This window comes from Mycobacterium sp. PSTR-4-N, assembly GCF_022348085.1.
In the GTDB taxonomy this organism is placed as follows: Bacteria; Actinomycetota; Actinomycetes; order Mycobacteriales; family Mycobacteriaceae; genus Mycobacterium.
The window spans coordinates 85420-104758 of the sequence record NZ_JAKRFN010000020.1 but is presented as its reverse complement, the minus strand read 5'-3'; the positions used below and the strand labels follow the sequence as shown (position 1 = coordinate 104758).

17 protein-coding genes are annotated in these 19339 nt (G+C 66.9%); 9 read left to right on the top strand and 8 right to left on the bottom strand.

Features of this window, described 5'->3' with window-relative positions; translation table 11 throughout:
- Positions 1 to 65: 65 nt before the first annotated feature.
- The 4 genes from MHN84_RS22820 to MHN84_RS22805 all read left to right on the top strand — a co-directional run bounded on the left by MHN84_RS22820 (position 66) and on the right by MHN84_RS22805 (position 3280).
- A complete protein-coding gene (locus MHN84_RS22820; protein ID WP_241206792.1) occupies positions 66 to 1142 on the top strand; it encodes an EspA/EspE family type VII secretion system effector in 1077 nt (358 codons plus the stop codon).
- 9 nt (positions 1143 to 1151) lie between these two features.
- Complete coding sequence (locus MHN84_RS22815) at positions 1152 to 1475, top strand: type VII secretion target (protein WP_241206791.1); 324 nt, start codon at positions 1152 to 1154, stop codon at positions 1473 to 1475.
- A gap of 6 nt (positions 1476 to 1481) precedes the next feature.
- Positions 1482 to 1913 (top strand): hypothetical protein, encoded by a 432-nt coding sequence (locus MHN84_RS22810; protein ID WP_241206790.1) that lies wholly within the window; start codon positions 1482 to 1484, stop codon positions 1911 to 1913.
- 206 nt (positions 1914 to 2119) lie between these two features.
- Positions 2120 to 3280 carry a hypothetical protein gene (locus tag MHN84_RS22805; RefSeq protein ID WP_241206789.1) on the top strand — a complete coding sequence of 387 codons (1161 nt, stop codon included), beginning with the start codon at positions 2120 to 2122 and terminating at the stop codon, positions 3278 to 3280.
- On the opposite strand, the gene MHN84_RS22800 is transcribed toward MHN84_RS22805, so the two are convergent.
- Positions 3277 to 3735 carry a TIGR03086 family metal-binding protein gene (locus MHN84_RS22800; protein WP_308192980.1) on the bottom strand — a complete coding sequence of 153 codons (459 nt, stop codon included), beginning with the start codon at positions 3733 to 3735 and terminating at the stop codon, positions 3277 to 3279. The two genes, MHN84_RS22805 and MHN84_RS22800, sit on opposite strands and share 4 nt — an antisense overlap.
- A gap of 163 nt (positions 3736 to 3898) precedes the next feature.
- Here MHN84_RS22800 and MHN84_RS22795 point away from each other — a divergent pair, with 163 nt between their 5' ends.
- Positions 3899 to 4753, top strand: coding sequence for a TIGR03560 family F420-dependent LLM class oxidoreductase (locus MHN84_RS22795; RefSeq protein WP_241206788.1), 855 nt, complete (start codon positions 3899 to 3901; stop codon positions 4751 to 4753).
- Between the two features lie 484 nt (positions 4754 to 5237).
- Here MHN84_RS22795 and MHN84_RS22790 read toward each other — a convergent pair whose 3' ends face one another.
- Complete coding sequence (locus MHN84_RS22790; protein ID WP_241206787.1) at positions 5238 to 5885, bottom strand: NUDIX domain-containing protein; 648 nt, start codon at positions 5883 to 5885, stop codon at positions 5238 to 5240.
- Positions 5886 to 5973: 88 nt separating this feature from the next.
- Here MHN84_RS22790 and MHN84_RS22785 point away from each other — a divergent pair, with 88 nt between their 5' ends.
- From MHN84_RS22785 to MHN84_RS22775, 3 genes are read left to right on the top strand one after another with little or no spacing between them, the layout of a single operon-like run.
- Positions 5974 to 6882, top strand: a complete 909-nt coding sequence (locus MHN84_RS22785) for an ADP-ribosylglycohydrolase family protein (RefSeq protein WP_241206786.1) — start codon at positions 5974 to 5976, stop codon at positions 6880 to 6882.
- The gene (gene pnuC / locus MHN84_RS22780) at positions 6879 to 7526 is read left to right on the top strand and encodes a nicotinamide riboside transporter PnuC (RefSeq protein WP_241206785.1); all 648 of its coding nucleotides are present in this window, start codon (positions 6879 to 6881) and stop codon (positions 7524 to 7526) included. The genes MHN84_RS22785 and pnuC overlap by 4 nt, the downstream gene beginning before the upstream one ends.
- On the top strand, positions 7523 to 8629 hold the full coding sequence (locus MHN84_RS22775) for an AAA family ATPase (protein WP_241206784.1): 1107 nt from the start codon (positions 7523 to 7525) through the stop codon (positions 8627 to 8629). Before pnuC ends, MHN84_RS22775 begins: the two co-directional genes overlap by 4 nt.
- Here the strand turns inward: MHN84_RS22775 and MHN84_RS22770 are convergent, their stop codons facing one another.
- Together MHN84_RS22770 and gltB are read right to left on the bottom strand one after the other, a co-directional pair.
- A complete protein-coding gene (locus MHN84_RS22770; protein ID WP_241206783.1) occupies positions 8630 to 10096 on the bottom strand; it encodes a glutamate synthase subunit beta in 1467 nt (488 codons plus the stop codon).
- Positions 10089 to 14672, bottom strand: a complete 4584-nt coding sequence (gene gltB, locus MHN84_RS22765) for a glutamate synthase large subunit (RefSeq protein ID WP_241206782.1) — start codon at positions 14670 to 14672, stop codon at positions 10089 to 10091. Before gltB ends, MHN84_RS22770 begins: the two co-directional genes overlap by 8 nt.
- A 538-nt stretch (positions 14673 to 15210) precedes the next feature.
- On the opposite strand from gltB, the gene MHN84_RS22760 reads away from it, so the two are divergent.
- On the top strand, positions 15211 to 16011 hold the full coding sequence (locus tag MHN84_RS22760) for a PaaI family thioesterase (protein WP_241206781.1): 801 nt from the start codon (positions 15211 to 15213) through the stop codon (positions 16009 to 16011).
- 10 nt (positions 16012 to 16021) lie between these two features.
- Here the strand turns inward: MHN84_RS22760 and MHN84_RS22755 are convergent, their stop codons facing one another.
- The 4 genes from MHN84_RS22755 to MHN84_RS22740 all read right to left on the bottom strand — a co-directional run bounded on the left by MHN84_RS22755 (position 16022) and on the right by MHN84_RS22740 (position 19333).
- Positions 16022 to 16567 (bottom strand): DNA starvation/stationary phase protection protein, encoded by a 546-nt coding sequence (locus tag MHN84_RS22755; protein WP_241206780.1) that lies wholly within the window; start codon positions 16565 to 16567, stop codon positions 16022 to 16024.
- A gap of 70 nt (positions 16568 to 16637) precedes the next feature.
- Positions 16638 to 17555, bottom strand: a complete 918-nt coding sequence (locus MHN84_RS22750) for a DNA-3-methyladenine glycosylase (RefSeq protein WP_241206779.1) — start codon at positions 17553 to 17555, stop codon at positions 16638 to 16640.
- A 3-nt stretch (positions 17556 to 17558) separates the two neighbouring features.
- Positions 17559 to 17933 (bottom strand): DUF427 domain-containing protein, encoded by a 375-nt coding sequence (locus tag MHN84_RS22745; RefSeq protein ID WP_241206778.1) that lies wholly within the window; start codon positions 17931 to 17933, stop codon positions 17559 to 17561.
- Between the two features lie 26 nt (positions 17934 to 17959).
- Positions 17960 to 19333, bottom strand: coding sequence for an FAD-binding oxidoreductase (locus MHN84_RS22740; RefSeq protein ID WP_241206820.1), 1374 nt, complete (start codon positions 19331 to 19333; stop codon positions 17960 to 17962).
- Positions 19334 to 19339 lie beyond the last annotated feature (6 nt).

Here is a 19339-nt window from a genome sequence, read left to right as displayed (position 1 = left end):
GTGTCAAGACCCCTCTTGTCCGGTTGTTAGTGTTTTTCCAACGGAAGGGGGTGCACCACTCCACCATGGGCCTCTGGGACGAGCTCGCCGACGTGGTCGACGATGCCAAGAAGTTTCTCGACGGCATCGACGGACTCGGGTCCATATCGAGAGTGCTGGACCCCCTCGACGCCGTCGGCACCACCCTGCAGGTGGCCGGCATCGGGTACGCGACGTCTCCTCCGCTGCTGATAGGTCAGCTGCAGATCGACGCGATGAAACTCACTATGGGCATCGGCGATCCCGAACGAGCCGAAGGTCTCGGCACGTCGGCCGAGGAATTGAACGACGCCGGCGAGATCCTTGTGTACGCCGATCCCCAGTCCGACCGGTGGAACGGAACGGCGGCAGATGCGTACTCATCGGCTAATAGCGATCATCGACACCAGACGTTCGAAATCGCCGAGGCTGACAAGGTGCTCCACGCAGAAATCGAAACGAACGCTGACGAGGTGGCCAAGGCGCGGCGCCTGCTTCAGGACAAGTGGGATTTTCTCTCTGACTTCGACTCGGCAACCGCCTGGATGAGCAAGGTGCCGGGTCTAGGTCAGGTGAAAATGGCCGCCGACACCGCGGTCGCGCTCGAACAAACGACTGAGGCTCGGATCACGACCGCCGAACTCGGAGCGAGTTCGATTGGACGCGCGTCGCGAATCAATGCGCTACTGCAGCGTTACCACGGCGCTGCCGACGAAGTGGTCCCGGACAAGTTTGGCCAATGCGGGGACCCGTTCGGCGACGAACACGCGCCCGGCGCGACACTGCCGAATCGAACGCAGGCGAACACGCCCTATACGCCCCCGAACCCCGTTCCCACGCCGACTCCGCCAGTAACACCGTACGCAGCGGCGCCCAGGCCCGCCGCGCAGCCATCCGGGTCAGCCGTTGCCGGGCCACAGAGGCTCCCGCGCGCATCGAACACCTGGGCGCCCGCCGGCACGAGCCCGTCTGATGACCGGCGCGTCAGCAATGGCGGCCCCTCAGCTGCTTCCGGTGCTGCGTCGAGTTCGAGAGGGGAAAGCGTGCCAGTCAGCGCCAGCAGGGATCGACAGCAGGACACACCACCTGTGCCGAAAACGACGAACACCGGAACCGGGGAGTGAGAAGACGCAGTGTCTGAGCTAGAAATGAATCTCCGCGTTCTGACCGAGCATGTTCGCGAGCTGGCTCACAAACAGGAAGCCGCAAGCGGGCGCTTTCGTTCTGCTCGGCAGGCTGTTGCCGAAGGTCTCGGGGATCGATTGTGGACGACTCACGGCGTTGTCTCGGCAGCTGTGAACATGGCGGTATCGAATGCGGAGTCTGCGCGTATGGACGCCATCACCACGCAGTATCGGCTCGGCCATGATCTGAACGAACGATTGAATAATGCGGCCGACAACTACGAGAACGCGGACTGGGTGAGTGGCCGCAACATCGGCGCCTGCGGCCTGTGACTCTTGATGAATTCCTGGGGCGATGATCCGTACCTCGACGACGATGATTCGGTCATAGGGGTACTCGACTTCCTGGCCAGCAGTCCTGCAAAGGACGCTGGCGCACCGACGTTTATGTTCACTACGACCAGTCCGGACGGATACATCAGTGTCACAGCAACGTTCGCAGGACGGGTGGATCGAGTTGATCTCTCCCCCGGTGTCGCGACAAGAACCGAAGCAGACCTGGCGGCTGAAATTCTCCGCATCGCAAATCTCGCTCAGAGAAGGGCCCTCGCAGGCATGCACGCCATCATCGCGGAGAATCTCGCCCGCCGTGGCCACGACCGATTCGGAGTGGGCGCATGGATAGAGCGCACGCTCGGGTTGCCCTCGCCGACAACAGTTCAGCAGGAAGCCGCCGAGGTGTTCGCCCACTACGCGGATCGCGGCGAATGAGCCGGACGCGCGTCGGGTTGGTCGCGACAATCACGGCACTGATCGCCGCGGTCGTGGCTGGCCTCCTGTGGTGGCAACATTCTCGCCCTTCCCAATCGCGCGGTGCGTGGAATCCACCACCGCAGATACTCCTTCCGTCTATGCGCGCCCAGCCAGTAACTGGATGGCGCTTGTCTGCAGCAGATCTCGGACTTCCACCCGACACCATGTTCGTCACTGCTCCTTCGGTCGGACAGTCGAAGCCATTGATCGGCTACCTCGACAACAAGGCGTACTTCCTCGCTTCGCGACTCGACGATCATGACTGGTGGTTGGTCGGCGTCGACGTTGCCAGGGGCAGGCCACTGTTCCCACCCGTCCCTCTGGCGTCGGACACCATCTATCGGCCAGATTGTTTCCTGAACGGCCCAAACGCCTTGCTGTGTCTGCGGCTCGACGGAACCTCTACGATCGCGTGGACCATCCACGCCGAGACAGGAGCTGTCACCTTCCGAGGACCGACAGCGTTGACGCAGAACCCCGGTCACAACGGTGTCGACCAGGTGGGTATCTACGCCATTGCCTCCGAGCAGGGGCGCGGTGTGTCCGGTATTGGGAATCGCGCGGAGCTCACGTGGTTCGTCGGCGGACACGGCGACGTCGATCAGCGGTACCGGGCGCAGAGCGACCTCGGTGATCCCACGATCGCAACCCAAGGCGTCGGCGGTCCGGCGACTGTGCGCAAAGTGGCTTTCAGCCTTGTCGACGGCAAGGTCCTCAGTCCCGATCTCGGCCCGGAGAGGCAAACCCTCGATGCAGTCGTCTACCCGGGAGGCTTCGCGACGGAGGCAGGACCTTCCGGGAGACTCGCTGACCCCGACGAGGTTCTGTTCTATAACGCGCAGGCGCAACAGGTGGGACACCTCGAGAGTGGAGGACGGCTGGCCACCAGTTCGCGGGATGTGCCCATAATGGTGAAACCCTCCGGTACAACGGTTTACACGCAGAGAGGTGATCCGTTAGCTCGCATCAGTTCCGACGGAGCCGAGCCTGACACGGTCCTCATCGGCACGCGTCTATTGGTCAACGCGGGCGGCGGCAGCTCGTTCCCGAAGTGGACGCAATACGATCTGCGCACCGGCAAGCAGGGGCCCACGTGCGAGCACAATTACGGCAACTATCTCGGCACCGACGGCACGGTCACGGTACTGCGGGTTCTCGATCCCGATAGCGGTCGCGTCGCCAAGGCAGTCGATCTGGCGACGTGCAACAGCCTGTGGACTATTCAGGCGGGCGTCGATTCCGATGCGCAAGTCTGGCGAATCAACACCACACTGGTCCAATTGTCCGACGATGGAACGGAATTGATGTCGCTCGTCGCCCCCTAGGGCTTCCAGGCCGGGTTCCGTCCGGTGAGTGCGATCACCCGATCCAACAGTGGCGCATCGTCGTTCACCGGTATCGCCGCGGCGAACAATCCCTCGACCGGCGCCCCGGAGGCGAACTCCGTCACGTGCGGAAGCACTGCCCGCAGGACGTCGTCGTCCACCGCGTACGGCCTGCCGGTGGCGCGGGCCAGATCCCACCCGTGCACCACCACCTCCGTCAACGCGATCCTGCCCCCGACATCGGCGGGGAAGTCCACCCCGCCGGCACGTGACATCCCCTCCCACGCTGCCGGGTCACCCCACGCTGCGGCCATCGCCATCAGCCGCTGCGGGTAGGAGACCCGCCAGCCGTCGTCGAGCAGCTCGCTCACCGCCGGTGGGGAGTCGGTCAGGTCACCGAACTGCTTGGCCGCGGCCGCCGTGAACGCCGCCGCCAGACCGCCCAGGTGCGACACCAACGCCGCTCATCTCCGAACAGGGCGTCGGCCCCGTCAACTCGTCATCGCCGACGGTCCGCACCAGATCCGCCGCGCTCGCACACGCCGAGGTCATATCGATCATGTGCATGCTGACCCGGATCAAGTGCTGAACTCATCGACGCGTCCTAGAGTCGACATAGTGAGATTCGCCTTCAAGACATCCCCGCAGAACACCACATGGTCGGACATGCTCGCTATCTGGCAGGCCGCCGACGACATCGACGTCTTCGAGTCCGGCTGGACCTTCGATCACTTCTATCCGATCTTCTCCGACTCGACCGGACCCTGTCTGGAGGGCTGGATCACCCTCACCGCGCTGGCCCAGGCCACCACCCGGTTGCGCGTCGGTGTGCTCGTCACCGGCATCCACTACCGGCACCCGGCCGTGCTCGCCAACATGGCCTCGGCCCTCGACATCGTCTCCAACGGCCGCCTCGAGCTCGGTATCGGCGCCGGCTGGAACGAGGAGGAGTCCGGCGCCTACGGCATCGAACTCGGCAGCATCAAGGAGCGGTTCGACCGCTTCGAAGAGGCCTGCCAGGTGCTCAAAGGTCTCCTGACCCAGGAGACCACCACTTTCGACGGCCGGTTCTACCAGCTCAGCGAGGCCCGCAACGAGCCGAAGGGGCCGCAGCAGCCGCATCCGCCGATCTGCATCGGCGGTAACGGCGAGAAGCGCACTCTGCGCATCACCGCCCAGTACGCCGATCACTGGAACTACGTCGGCGGCACACCGGAGGAGTTCGCCCGCAAGCGAGACGTGTTGAAGCGGCACTGCGCCGACGTCGGGCGCGACCCCAAGGAGATCATGCTTTCGTCGCATGTGCGGCTCGAGGAGCGCAACTATCGCAAGCTGATGGAGGACTGCATCGCACTCGGCGCGGAAGGCCTCGATCTCGCGATCATCTATCTGCCCCCGCCCTACGACCCCGCGGTTCTCGAGCCACTCGCCGAGGCGATCCGTGACTCGGGGCTGCTCAGCAAAGATCGGTGACGGTCACGATTCGGTAACGGAAGGCAACATTGCGGGTTGCCGCGTCCGTGCCCAGATCGACGGACGCGACAAAATTCGCTAGAAGCCGAACCGAACGAGCTCGTCGGGCGTGATCAGACGCTCTGCTTTGGCGGGAAATTCACGGCTCTTGACGGGGTGTCGGAACAGTGACCAGGCAATACGACTGATCCGTGTGCGGGTAACCGGGTTGATGGACACGGTGATTACTCCTGCGGTGTACGTATAGCTGAACCGGGGAGCCACCTTACCGCAGCGCCCTCACCGAGTCATTAGATACCTGAACGCTGGCAAACTCTCGAAGCCACGCCGAAGAAAAATATGCTGTTTCTGGTGTGACTCATGTGACTGGTGTTAACGCGGCGACACAGGTCCTTGACCGTCTCGTGCACTGAGCGTGCCGTAGCGGTTGTGAAATCGATGCGTTCACAGCCGGCTCGTGGCCACATGCCGTAGACGGACCCGTCTACCGCCTCCGGAACAGCTCCGGTGGTCTGCCGCGGCCTATCGCGATCCGATCCCCGGTGGCCGTGAGCTGATGTTCCATGGCGCGGCGGAAGGTGTCGCGCTGCAGCGGCGCCCCCGCCACCGCCTCGTGCACCAGCCGTAGATCGCGGAGCGTGAACGTGTCCCCCAACAACCGGTCGGGGTCGGGGGCGATCGCGTACCTCGCGCGAACCTCTTCGACAGCCATCTCGATGATCGCGCGGTGGTCGTAGACCAATCGGCCGGGGGCGCCCACCGGCATCAGCCGGGTCGCAGGCAATCGCCCAGCCAGCCGCCCGGGCGGGACGACGGCGACGTGCGCGACCGAGAGCACCCAGCCACGATCATCGCGGTTCGGCGCGTCGAAGACGTGCAGTTGTCGTGGCTGCAAGCCGCGTATGCCGGCCTTCTCGCCCAGCGACCGGTTGACCGCCTCGGCGAGTACCTCGCCTTCGTGCAGGAACGTGCCCGGCAAGGCCCAGCCTCTGCTGTCGCGCCGCGGAACCTGCACCACCACCAAGCCAGGTTCGGAACCCAGCGTGAGAACTGCGGTGTCCACGGCCACCGACGGCCTCGGGTAGTCGCCGAGGCTCTTGCCGTCGCTGTCCCGGTGCCCATCGTTGTTCATGTCAGTGGGTCAGCGTAGCGTCGATTACAATTAGCGCACTATCGCTCAAAATAGATCGGGGGTGGCGATGACATCACTGAGGGATCGCGTGGAAGGTGTTCTGGTCGGTACGGCGGCGGGCGACGCGCTCGGCGCGCCCTACGAATTCCAGCCACCCCGCGGACCTGGGTTGCCCGTCGAGATGGCCGGCGGCGGTCCGTGGCGACCCGGTGAGTGGACCGATGACACAGCGATGGCGATCGCCATCGCCGAGGTCGCAGCAGCCGGCAACGACCTGCGCGACGCGGCGGCACAGGACGCCATCGTGGCGCGGTGGTATGACTGGTCGCGCGACGCCAAAGACGTTGGTATCCAGACTCGATCAGTACTCGACCGGTGTCGCGGCGCGTCGGCACACAGTGCGCGGAACGCGGCCACTGCGGTGCACGCCGAGACCGGACGCTCCGGAGGAAACGGCTCGCTGATGCGCACGGCGCCGGTGGCTCTGGCCTATCTGGATGACGAGCCCGCCTTGATCGAGGCTGCGTGGGACATCAGCACGCTGACCCATGCAGATCCTGAGGCAGCCGAGGCAACGGTGCTGTGGTGCTGCGCCATTCGCCACGCCGTCTTGAGTGCCGAACTGGACGTGCGAATCGGGTTACCGCACATCGCCGCCGGCCGCCGCGACATCTGGACGGAGCGCATCGAGCAGGCTGAGCGAGCGCGTCCTGCAGATTTTCCGGAGAACGGCTGGGTGGTGCACGCCCTGCAGGCAGCGTGGTCGGCGATCGCCGTGACCGCCACCGGGGCCGGCCATCTATCGCGCGCCCTGGATGCGGCGGTGCGCTGCGGATTCGACACCGACACCGTCGCGGCGATCGCCGGTGGCCTGGTCGGCGCGGCGTACGGGGCCTCTGCGATCCCCGTCCAGTGGCGTCAACAGCTGCACGGGTGGCCGGGATTCACCGCAGAAGACCTGGCGCGCTTGGCCGCGACGATCGGAGGAACGCTGTGATCGACTGGCTGGCAACCCTGGTTTCCCCGCTGAACCAGACGTTCTTCACTCTCGGTGGCGATTCGGTCAGCTGGGCCGAGTTTCTCGGATTCGTCACCGGCGGTTGGTGTGTGGCGCTGGTGGTGCGCCGCAACATCCTCAACTTTCCGATCGGCATCGCCAACAACGTGTTCTTCCTCGTGCTGTTCGCTTCCGCGAGTTTGTGGGCGGCGTCTGGGCTGCAGGTGCTCTACCTGGCGTTGGGGTTCGCCGGCTGGTGGCAGTGGCTGCACGGCCGGGCCGACGACGGTGAACTGGTGGTTCACCGCATCGGGCTACTCGAATGGACGCTGTGTGCAACGTTTTTGGTGGTCGGAACAGGGGCGCTCGTCCTCATCCTCACGGCCGCCGACGATTCGGCACCATTCCTCGATGCAGTCACCACCTGTCTGGCGTTGGTTGCGCAATGGCTGCTCAACACCCGCCGTATCGAGAACTGGTACTTCTGGATCGTGGCTGACTGCATCTACATACCGCTGTACCTGAGCAAGGGGCTTGTGCTGACGGCGATGATCTACGTCGTCTTCCTCGCGCTGTGTGTCGCGGGGCTGCGGTCCTGGACTCGGGTACGACAGTCCGCCGCGCCGGTCGCGCTGACGATATGACCGACTTTCGGCACGGCCTGATGGTCGGCAAGTTCTACCCACCGAGGATCGGACATCACGAGGCTATCCGGGCGGCGGCTGCGCGCTGCGATGAGTTCACGGTGCTCGTGATGGCATCGGCGTTCGAATCGATCCCTCTTGCGCAGCGAATGGCGTGGATGGCCGACGAGCACTCCGGGGAACCGAATATCCGGATCGCGGGGATCCGTTGTGACGCCCCGGTGGATGTGACGGACCAGCGAGTGTGGGTGGCGCAGGTCGGCGCGATGCGGGCGGGCTTGCGTTGTGGCGGGGCGACAGCGGATGTCGATGCCGTCTTCAGCGGCGACGACTACGTCGTCGAGCTCGCTCGGTGGTTCGGCGCCACCGCCGTGCGCACGGGTCGTGTCGGCAGTAGTACAGCGGTCCGACATGATCTCGCCGGCCGCTGGAGCGAGTTGGCGCCCGCCACACGGGCCGGACTGACCACTCGGGTGGTGGTGGTCGGCGCGGAGTCGACGGGCACGACCACGATCGCGCAGCTCCTGACCCGGCACTTCCGCCGCAGGGGTGGGGTGTGGGCGGCCACGCAGTGCGTGCCGGAATACGGCAGGGAGTACACCCAACGCAAACTCGACGAACACCCTGGTACCGCGATCGATGAACTGATCTGGACTGCAGGAGATTTCGACATGATCGGGCCCGAGCAGACGAGGCGCGAGAACCGTGCTGCACGCACCGGGTCTCCGGTGCTCATCTGCGATACCGACGCCTTTGCCACCGGGATCTGGAAACGCCGTTACCTCGACGATGCATCGGGCGGGCCCTGGACCGCGGTACCGCCGAGAGCGGTGTACCTACTCACCGACCATGACGGCGTGCCGTGGCACGACGACGGTATGCGCGAGGGCGATCTGGCCGTTCGCGCGGCGATGACCGACTGGTTCGCCGACGCCCTCACCGCAGCCGGGCACTCGTGGGTGCTCCTGACCGGAACCCTGGACGAGCGCCTGGCTCTCGCCGTGCGCACGATCGAGCCACTGGTGCAATTCAGAGCCCGCTTCGGTGAGCCGTTGCGGGGGCCGGGATTCGAACCGACCCCCTCCGACGAACTGCCTGACTGACTACCGCTGCGGCACCGCGGTGGGCTTGATGGGCGCCGGCAGCGCCGTGTGCCCCATCAGGTATGTGTCCACCGCGGAGGCCGCCGCGCGGCCCTCCGCGATCGCCCACACGATCAAGGACTGGCCGCGGCCCATGTCGCCGGCGACGTACACCCCGGGCACGGACGTGGCGAACTTCGAGTCACGGTTGACGTTGCCGCGCTCGCTCATCTCGACCTTCAGGTCGGCCAGCAAGCCCTCGCGCTCCGGGCCGGTGAAGCCCATGGCCAGCAGCACGAGGTCGGCGGCCATCTCGAATTCGGTGCCGTCGACCTTCTCGAACTTGCCGGCCTTCATCTCGACCTCGTAGCCGCGCAGGCCCGTCACTCGGCCGTTCTCACCGAAGAACTCTTCGGTGTTGACCGAGTACACCCGCTCGCCACCCTCTTCGTGCGCGGAGGTGACGCGGTACATCAGCGGATAGGTCGGCCACGGTGTCGAATCCGCGCGGGTCTCCGGCGGCCGCGGCATGATCTCGAACTGGTGCACGTGCTCGGCGCCCTGGCGGTGCGCGGTGCCCAGGCAGTCGGCGCCCGTATCACCGCCGCCGATGATGATGACCTTCTTGCCTTTTGCGGTGATCGGTGGCTGATCGTCGTCGTCGACGACGGGATCGCCGAGCTGGACGCGGTTGGCCCAGGGCAGGTATTCCATGGCCTGGTGGATACCGTCGAGGTCGCGCCCGGGGATCGGTAGATCCCGCCGCGCCGTCGCGCCGCCGGCCAGCACCACCGCGTCGAACTGCGATCGCAGTTGCGCGGCGGTGATGTCGACGCCGACGTTCACGCCGGTGCGGAACTTCGTACCCTCGGCCTCCATCTGCTCGAGACGACGGTCGATGTGGCGCTTCTCCATCTTGAACTCGGGGATGCCGTAACGGAGCAGGCCGCCGATCCGGTCGTCGCGCTCGAACACCGTCACATCGTGACCCGCGCGCGTGAGCTGTTGCGCCGCAGCGAGTCCCGCCGGACCGGAGCCGACGACGGCCACCTTCTTGCCGGTGAGACGATCGGGCGGCAACGGAACCACCCAGCCCTCGTCGAAGGCGCGGTCGATGATCTCGACCTCGACCTGCTTGATGGTCACCGGGTCCTGGTTGATGCCGAGCACGCACGAGCCCTCGCACGGGGCGGGGCACAGCCGCCCGGTGAACTCCGGGAAATTGTTGGTCGCGTGCAACCGCTCGATGGCCTCCCGCCACCGGTCGGTGCGCACCAGGTCGTTCCACTCCGGGATCAGGTTCCCCAGCGGACAGCCGTTGTGGCAGAACGGGATACCGCAGTCCATGCATCGTGCGGCCTGAACCTGCAGATGGTCGGGAGGGAAATCCTCGTAGACCTCTTTCCAGTCCCGCAGCCGCAGGTCGACGGGGCGACGCTGCGGGGTCTCCCGGTGGGTGTACTTCATGAAACCGCGCGGATCAGCCACTTGCGGCCGCCATGATCGCCTCGTTCACATCGTCTCCGTTGCGTTCCGCATCGGCGATGGCCTGCAACACACGCTTGTAATCGCGGGGCATCACCTTGGTGAAATATCCGGACTGGGCGTCCCAGTCGGCCAGAATCCGTTGGCCCACGGCCGAATCGGTGGCGTCCACATGCGCGGCGATGATGTCGCGCAAGAACTCGGTGTCCTCGTCGTCGAGGCTCTCGAGAGCCACCATGTCGCCGTTGAGATTGTCGGCGAGCACGTTGTCGGGGTCGTAGACGTAGCTGATGCCGCCGGACATGCCCGCCGCGAAATTGCGGCCCGTGGGGCCGAGGATCACGACCCGTCCACCCGTCATGTATTCGCAGCCGTGGTCGCCCACGCCTTCCACGACTGCGTGCGCGCCGGAGTTCCGCACGGCGAACCGCTCGCCTACCTGACCGCGGAGGAACATCTGCCCGCTGGTGGCGCCGAAGAGCACCACGTTGCCGGCGATGATGTTGTCCTCCGCCACATAGCCCGAGGGCGCCGCGTCCGGTGGGCGCACCACGATGCGTCCGCCGGAAAGACCCTTGCCGACATAGTCGTTGGCGTCACCGTAGACCCGCAGCGTGATGCCCTTCGGGACGAACGCGCCGAAGCTGTTGCCCGCCGAGCCCTCGAAGGTGATGTCGATCGTGCCGTCGGGAAGACCCTGTCCCCCGTAGGCCTTCGTCACCTCGTGACCGAGCATGGTGCCGACGGTGCGGTTGACGTTGGCGATCGTCGTGGAGAAGCGCACAGGCGCACCGCCGTCGAGTGCCTCCCGGCACTGCACGATCAGCTGCTGGTCGAGCGCCTTGTCCAATCCGTGGTCCTGGCGCGAACTGCAGTACAGGTCCTGGTTCATGAACGCCGACTCGGGTTCGTGCAGCACGGGAGCCAGATCGAGCTTGTGGGCCTTCCAGTGCTCGGCAGCCTTGGCGGTGTCGAGTGCACCGACCTGGCCGACCATCTCGTTGACGGTCCGGAAGCCCAACTGCGCCATCAGCTCCCGAACCTCTTCGGCGATGAACATGAAGAAGTTCTCGACGAACTCGGGCTTGCCGTTGAAGCGCTGCCGCAGCAACGGATTCTGGGTGGCCACACCCACCGGGCAGGTGTCGAGGTGGCAGACGCGCATCATGATGCAGCCCGACACCACCAGCGGTGCGGTGGCGAAGCCGAACTCCTCGGCGCCCAGCAGCGCCGCGATCACGACGTCGCGGCCCGTCTTGAGCTGGCCGTCGACCTGGACCACGATGCGGTCGCGAAGCCCGTTGAGCAGCAGGGTCTGCTGCGTTTCGGCCAGCCCCAGCTCCCACGGCGCGCCGGCGTGCTTCATCGACGTCAGCGGGGTGGCGCCGGTGCCGCCGTCGTGCCCGGAGATGAGCACCACGTCGGCGTGCGCCTTGGACACACCCGCGGCGACGGTGCCGACGCCGTTCTCGCTCACCAGCTTCACGTGCACCCGCGCCTGCGGGTTGGCGTTCTTGAGGTCGTGGATCAGCTGAGCGAGATCCTCGATGGAGTAGATGTCGTGGTGCGGCGGCGGCGAGATCAACCCCACGCCGGGCGTGGAGTGCCGGACCTCGGCCACCCACGGGTACACCTTGTGCCCCGGAAGTTGGCCGCCCTCACCGGGTTTCGCACCCTGCGCCATCTTGATCTGGATGTCGGTGCAGTTCGACAGGTAGTGCGACGTGACGCCGAAGCGGCCCGAGGCGACCTGCTTGATCGCGCTGCGCCGCCAGTCGCCGTTCTCGTCGCGGTCGAAGCGCGCGACCGCTTCGCCGCCCTCGCCCGAGTTCGACCGGCCGCCGAGCCGGTTCATCGCGATGGCCAGCGTCTCGTGGGCCTCCGCCGAGATCGAGCCGTAGCTCATCGCGCCGGTGGAGAACCGCTTGACGATCTCGCTGGCCGGTTCCACCTCGTCGAGCGGAACCGACGGACGTTCGCCCGCACGGAATTTCAGGAGCCCGCGCAGCGAGGCCATCCGCTCGCTCTGGTCGTCGACCAGCTTGGTGTACTCCTTGAACACCTCGTACTGGCCGGTGCGCGTGGAGTGCTGGAGCTTGAACACGGTGTCCGGGTTGAACAGGTGGTACTCGCCCTCGCGCCGCCACTGGTATTCACCGCCCACCTCGAGCTCACGGTGCGCCCATTCGTCGGGACGGTCCAGGTACGCCAGCGAATGCCGGGCGGAGACGTCGGCCGCGATGTCGTCGAGGTCGATGCCGCCGACCGGGCAGGACAGCCCGGTGAAGTACTCGTGGAGCAGCTTCTGGCTGATCCCGATGGCCTGGAACAGCTGCGCACCGGTGTAGGACGCCAGCGTCGAGATGCCCATCTTCGACATCACCTTGAGCACGCCCTTGCCCGCGGCCTTGACGTAGTTGGCCTTGGCCTGGTCGCTGCTGATTCCGCTGATGACGCCCCTGTCGACCATGTCCTCGATTGACTCGAACGCCATGTAGGGGTTGATTGCGGCGGCGCCGAATCCGACGAGGCACGCCATGTGGTGCACCTCGCGGGCGTCGCCGGCCTCCACGACCAGACCGACCTTGGTGCGGGTCCGGTCACGGACCAGGTGGTGGTGCACAGCGGCCACGGACAGCAGCGACGGGATAGGTGCCATCTGCTCGTTGGATTCGCGGTCGGAGAGCACGATGATGCGGGCGCCGTCGCGGATGGCGGCCGACACCTTGGCGCGGACGTTGTCGAGGGCCTCCTTGAGTCCCTGGCCGCCGCGGTTGACCGGGTACAGGCAGCGGATCACCGCGGCGCGCATGCCGTGCTTGTGGCCGCGGATCTCGTGATCGGGGTCGACGCACATCAACTTCGACAGCTCGGCGTTGCGCAGGATCGGCTGGGACAGCGCGATCTGGCGACACGATTCGGCGTCGGGGTTGAGCAGGTCACCCTCCGGGCCGACCGTGCCGGCCAGGCTGGTGACCACCTCTTCGCGGATGGCATCCAGCGGTGGGTTGGTGACCTGGGCGAACAGCTGCTGGAAGTAGTCGAACAGCACCCGGGGCCGCGCCGAGAGCACGGCGATCGGGGTGTCGGTGCCCATCGAGCCGAGAGCCTCGGCACCGGTGCGGGCCATCGGCCCGACGAGCATGTTCAGCTCTTCGTAGGTGTAGCCGAAGATCTGCTGCCGCAGCACCACGCGATGGTGCGGCATCCGGACGTAGTCGCCGGGGGGGAGCTCTTCGAGCTGGAACAGGCCGGCGTCGAGCCAGTCCTGGTACGGCTGCTCGGCGGCCAGCTCGGCTTTGATCTCTTCGTCGTCGACGATGCGCCCCTGCGCGGTGTCGACGAGGAACATGCGCCCGGGCTGCAGACGCATCTTCTGCACGACGGTGGCGGGGTCGACGTCGAGGACGCCGGCCTCCGACGCCATCACGACGAGTCCGTCGCTGGTCACCCAGATACGCGACGGCCGCAGACCGTTGCGGTCCAGGACCGCGCCGATCACGGTGCCGTCGGTGAAGCAGACGGCGGCGGGGCCGTCCCAGGGTTCCATCAGCGAGGCGTGGTACTGGTAGAACGCCCGCCGCGCGGGGTCCATCGACTCGTGCCGCTCCCAGGCCTCCGGGATCATCATCAGCACCGCATGCGGCAGGCTGCGGCCGCCCAGGTGCAGGAGCTCGAGTACCTCGTCGAACCGGGCGGTGTCGGACGCTCCCGGCGTGCAGACGGGGACGATCTTGTCCAGGTCCTGGCCCGAGCCGAACACGTCGGTGTTGATCAGCGCCTCGCGGGCGCGCATCCAGTTCTCGTTGCCGGTGACGGTGTTGATCTCGCCGTTGTGGGCGACGCGCCGGAACGGGTGGGCCAGCGGCCACGACGGGAACGTGTTGGTCGAGAACCGGGAGTGCACGATGCCGAGCGCGCTGGTGAGGCGCTCATCCTGCAGGTCGAGGTAGAAGGCCTTGAGCTGCGGTGTGGTCAGCATGCCCTTGTAGACGAAGGTCTGGCCGGACAGGCTCGGGAAGTAGACGGTTTCGCGGCCGGGGCCGTCCTGGCCCGGTCCCTTGGTGCCCAGTTCGTGTTCGGCCCGCTTGCGCACCACGTACGCGCGACGTTCGAGGTCCATTCCGGTGGCGCCTGCGAGGAAGACCTGCCGGAAGGTCGGCATGGCGTCGCGGGCCAGAGCACCCAGCGACGATTCGTCGGTGGGCACATCGCGCCACCCCAGCACCTGCAGGCCTTCGGCCTCGGCGATCTTGCCGACGGCTTCGCAGGCCGTGGCTGCGTCCTTGGACGACTGCGGAAGGAACGCGATACCAGTGGCGTAGCTGCCCGGCTCGGGCAGATCGAAGTCCACGATCGCCTGGAAGTACTCGTGCGGTACCTGCAGCAGGATGCCCGCACCGTCGCCGGTGTTCGGCTCCGCGCCCTGGGCGCCTCGGTGTTCCAGGTTGAGCAGCGCGGTGATGGCTTTCTCGACGATGTCGCGGCTGCGGCGGCCGTGCATGTCGGCCACCATGGCCACGCCGCACGCATCGTGCTCGAATGCGGGGTTGTACAGGCCCTGAGGACTGGGCGCCATTCCCACCTACCTTATTTCTTCAGACACCTCGGCGCGAGAACGTTAGCCGGGGCGGCGGCAGAGGGGCTTCCGTGCAGCACTGAACGGCGGCCCTTTTTCCACTCGCCACAAGTGCTCAAAACGATATGACAAAGGGCCCCTGACATGCCAACTTAGTGGAGCCTAACGAGCATCGTCCGGCGCGGCCCCGGTTTGCCGACTCTGCGGCCAGGACACGGACGAATAACGTTGCCATGGACAGTCTTTCACCCCGATGCCGATCGAGGGTGACAATTGAGAGCCAGATCACATCTCGGCGACACACCCGTCATACATTTGCCGCATAACGACAACGTGTCCTTTGAAGTGCGGATAGAGTGGCATGCAAGTTTGCCGAAAGCCTGGCGAGATTCTTAGAGTTAGCACCCGAGTCGCCGGCGGTGATCGCGACGGCGCACGACGCGGGCAGGTAACGCGAAAAAGGCTGCGCAGCAACGTCATTGACTACGCCAGCCACCCCACCGTGAAGCGGCCGCGGCGCACCGGTCAGGCTGACCGGGTGCGTTATCCGCTGAACCACCCCCTGGGACGTTTCGGGATCGAAACCGACGACGACGACCCCGACGCGGCAACCGCATCCGTTCCGACCGCCGGCCTGGTCAATCCGCTCACCGGGCTGCCCACTGTCGCTCCGCTGGCGATGCTGGTCGACCATGTCGCCGGCACGGCGAACCACGCCCGCCGGGCGGCCGGCGAATGGACGGTGTCGAGCGAATTGGCTCTCGAGATCGCACCCGGCGCCGTTGACGTCATCGCGGCTGCACCTGACCACCCTGTGGTCGGAGTCGCGCGGGCCGTGGGACCGAAGGCGACGACAGCACTCGCGCTCTGCGAGCTGTGCGTCGATGACACCGTGATCGCCACGGCCACGGTCCGTTCGTTCTTCATCCCCGCACCCGAGACGTTCACGACGTGGTCTGAGGCTCCTGATGTGGCGGCGATCGGACCGCGCCTGGCCGATCGCATGGCCGTCGAGGTGGGCGAGACCGGCGGCTCGGCGACAGTACTGGTGCAGCGCGATGACCCCGCGCTGTACAACGGCGTCGGCGTAATCCACGGCGGGGTGTCCTCGATGGGGCTCGAGCTGGTCGGATCAGCAGCGCTGAACCCCGGTGACGGGCCGGAGTTCGCCACCGGGTCGCTGCGAGTGAACTTCCTGCGCCCGATGCATGGGGGCGCCGGAGCGCACTACAGCGCCACGCCGACCCGAGTGGGCCGGCGTAGCGCTGTGGTGGATTCCGTGGCGATCGGTTCGGACGGCCGCCCGGCGCTCACCGGGCGCCTCACGGCGTACCGGTGAACCAGACCGCTCAGCCGTTCTTCGCGGCGTCGGCCGCAGCCTTCTCCGTCTTCTGACCGTCGTTGGCGAGATGCCCACCGGAGTTCTCCAGATGGGCACGCACGAACCACTGGAACTTCTCCAGCTCGCCGGCGTGGCCGATCAGCATGTCCTCGGTGACCGGGTCGAGCTCACCCGAGCGCTCGATGCTCTTGCGGGTGTCCTCGATGACGCCGGTGTAGACGAGGTCGAGAGCAGCCAGGTGCGCCTGCACCGTGTCGCGGCCGACCGAATAGTCGTCCCAGGTGCGGTCCTTCTGGATGGCTCCGGGTGTGCCCTGCGGCGACGCGCCGAGGGCGGCGATGCGCTCGGCCACTTCGTCTGCGTATCCGCGCACGAGTTCGACCTGCGGGTCGATCATCTCGTGAACCCCGATGAAGTTGGGGCCCACGACATTCCAGTGCACGTGCTTGAGCGTCAGGTGCAGATCGTTGTACCGGCTCAGCGCCTTCTGCAGCAGTTCTGCGACCTCGGCCCCCGCCTTGTCGGACAGTCCGGGCACGGTGAACGTCGTCATGTAACAACTCCTTCGCTTGTCGCGTGGGGTGTACCCGGGCCGTCGGCGCGATAATCGTCTGCGCTCGACGTCACAGTTCGGCAAGATTCGGGATGGCCGCCCGCGGCCCGAATCGCGGATTCACCGCGAGCCCACTGGCTTCCAGCAGTCGGATCGCGCGGTGGCGGTGCGGCGACAGTGGCGCCAGCAGCGCCACCATCGCGTCGTCGTCGATGGGGTGGCCGAGCAGACTCCAGCCCACCATCGTCGCCAGGTGATAGTCCCCGATCGACAGGGCGTCGGCGTCCCCCATGGCGCGCTGGGCGACCTCGGCCGCCGTCCACACACCGACGCCGGGCAGCGATGCCATCGCGGTACGCGCCGCCTCGCACGACCGGTGGACCAGCCGCTCGAGGGCGTCCGCACGCTGCGCGGATCCGACCACCGTCCGCGCGCGGCCAGGATCGACGTTCGCGAGGTGGAACTCCCAGGACGGCACCCGACGCCACGCCTCGGCCGTCGGCGGCACGCGCATGTGGGTGGGTGCAGGACCGGGGGCAGGCGCGCCGTACTTGCCGACGAGGGTGCGCCAGGCACGCCGGGCGTCCTTGCCGTACACCCGCTGCTCCAGAACGGCCGGCACCAGCGCCTCGAGCACACGCCCGGTGCGGCCCAGACGCAGGTGCGGGACGCGCTGATGGGCCTTCGCGATCGTCGGCTCCTGCGGGTCGAACCCGGTCGTGTCGTCGTCGGCCCCGAGCAGGGCGGGCAGCTCGTCGATGAACTGAGCGGCCCCCGGGCCCCACGCCTCGCATCCGACGGTGTCGATCGCGTCGCGGGTGATGCGCGCGGTGACGGGCCCACTCGCCAGCAGGCTGGTCCGCCAGATCGCCCCGTCGGGCGCGTCGTGGTAGCACGGGTCGGCCCGGCCCCGGCGCAACGGTGACAATGTCAGCGCCGGACTCGCGGGGCCGGCGAAGGTGACGCTGGTCGTCCTGCTCTCCCCCACGGGCTAGGGCTCCACCACGACATCGGCCTTGTTCGGGTAGAACGCGACGTGCCCGGCGATGGCCGAGACCGCGGGATAGGGCTGCTCGTAGGTCCACACCGCGTCGGTGACGGTGTCACCATCGGTTCTGACGTGGTAGTAGCCGGCGTCCCCCTTGAAGGGGCAATAGGTGGCGGTATCGCTGCGCTGCAACCGGTCGGCGCTCACGTCTGAAATCGGAATGTAGTGCACCGCAGGGTAATCGGACTCTTGCAAGGTGAGCGCGGCTGTGGTGTCGGCGATCACCTCGCCGGCGATCCGGACGACGACGCGGTGCCCGGTCGGGGTCACGGTGATCGGGTGTTCGCTCGACGGTTCGAGTACAGGGCGGTCGGTCATGACTCCATTGAACGCCTCGGTCCCGACTAATGCGGCCGGCCGGCGATCTTGTCCGCGACGACGGCGATCGGCGAGGTTCCGGCACGGCCCCGCGCCTCGTGCCAATCTGCGGCCTTGTACGCCAGGTACATGCCCCGCACTCCGAGCCAGCGCAGCGGTTCGGGCTCCCACTGCTTGGACCGGTGGCCCACCCAGGGCAACTCGGTCAAGGGGGCCGAGCGGCCGAGCACCAGGTCGACGAGTGTGCGGCCGGCCAGGTTGGTCGCGGTGACGCCGTGGCCCACGTAGCCGCCGGCCCAGCCCAGCCCGCTGGTCCTGTCGAAGTCGACGGTCGCCTCCCAGTCCCGCGGCACCGCCAACACGCCGCACCAGCCGTGCGCGATGCCGATGTCGGACACCTGTGGCAGAACCGTGCGCAGCGTGGCGGTCAGTGCGGTGATGGTGCGCTCGGGCACCCGGCCGTCCCGGTCGGTGCGGGAGCCGAACCGGTAGGGCACGCTGCGCCCGCCGATCGCGATGCGGTCGTCGACGGTGCGCTGCGCGTAGAAGAAGCCGTGCGCGGTGTCGCCGAGCGTTTCCCTACCCTGCCAGCCGATCTCGTCCCACACGTGCGCCGGGATCGGGTCGGTCGCGATCATCGAGCTGTTCATCGGTAACCAGCGGCGTTTCAGCCCGGGCAGCCCCGCGGTGAATCCCTCGGTGGCACGCAGCACGATCGGGGCGGTGACGGTGCCGCGCGGGGTGACTGCCCGACCGGCCGCGATCTCGACCACCGGTGAGCGCTCGTAGATGTCGACGCCGAGCGCGGCGACGGTGTCGGCCAATCCGCGCACCAGGCGCGCCGGCTGGATCCGGGCGCAGTGCGGGTTGTGGTACGCCGCCACTACGTCACTGAGCTGGATGCGTTGCCGCGCTTCGTCTCTGGAGAGTTCCTCGATACCGTCCACCTGCCAGCGTCGCTCTGCGGCCGCGGCGGCGGCCAGCCGACTGGCCTGCGCCCGATTACGGGCGACTTCGAGCGTTCCGCCCTTGACGATGCCGGCGTCGATGCCCTCTGTCGCGGCGACGTCGATGACCTCGTCGACGGCCTCGTTGAGCGCACGCTGCCACGCCACCACACCGTCGCGGCCGTACTGCCGCGCCATGCGCTCACGATCGCCGGGCACCAGACCCGACAGCCAGCCGCCGTTGCGCCCCGAGGCCCCGAATCCGGCGAACCGGGCCTCGAGCACCACGATGCGAAGGCTCGGGTCCGCCTTCTTCAGGTAGTAGGCCGTCCACAACCCTGTGTAGCCGGCGCCGACGATGCAGACATCGGCGTCACGACTGCCTGGTAGCGCGGCGCGGGGAGTGGGCAGGCCGTCGTACCAGTGCGAGATGTAACCGTTGAGCACCGACAGATTGTG